Here is a 361-nt window from a genome sequence, read left to right on the forward strand (position 1 = left end):
AAGTGATAAGGATGCGTTCACACTGCTCCACGCGCTCGGGACGCAGCATGGTGGACGACGCCGCATAGGGATAGCAGTCCATGCAAAGCGGCATCTGCCGCGACAGTGCGCTGACCTTGGCCAGGGTCTCGCGGCTGCGGCCATGGTTGCGTGTGCCCACCAGCTTGTGATGCGAGATAACCGTCTGCACGCCGAGCGCCTGCCCGATGCGGGCGGTCTCGTCGATGGCTTCGCTGACTTTGTCGCTCTCGTCGCGCATATGCGCTACGTAGACGCCGCCGTGTTGCTTGAGTGGCTCGCAGATTCGCACGATCTCCTCCTCCGGTGCCGCTGCTGAAGGCGGATAGAAGGTGCCGGTGGA

At 63.4% G+C, this 361-nt stretch carries 1 pseudogene; it reads right to left on the bottom strand.

The features are described from left to right. Window positions 1-310, bottom strand: a pseudogene (locus OR16_RS36500) (D-aminoacylase); the annotation flags it as partial. Between the last annotated feature and the right edge of the window lie 51 nt (window positions 311-361).

Origin of the sequence: Cupriavidus basilensis OR16 (genome assembly GCF_000243095.1) — a bacterium.
GTDB lineage: Bacteria > Pseudomonadota > Gammaproteobacteria > Burkholderiales > Burkholderiaceae > Cupriavidus > Cupriavidus basilensis_D.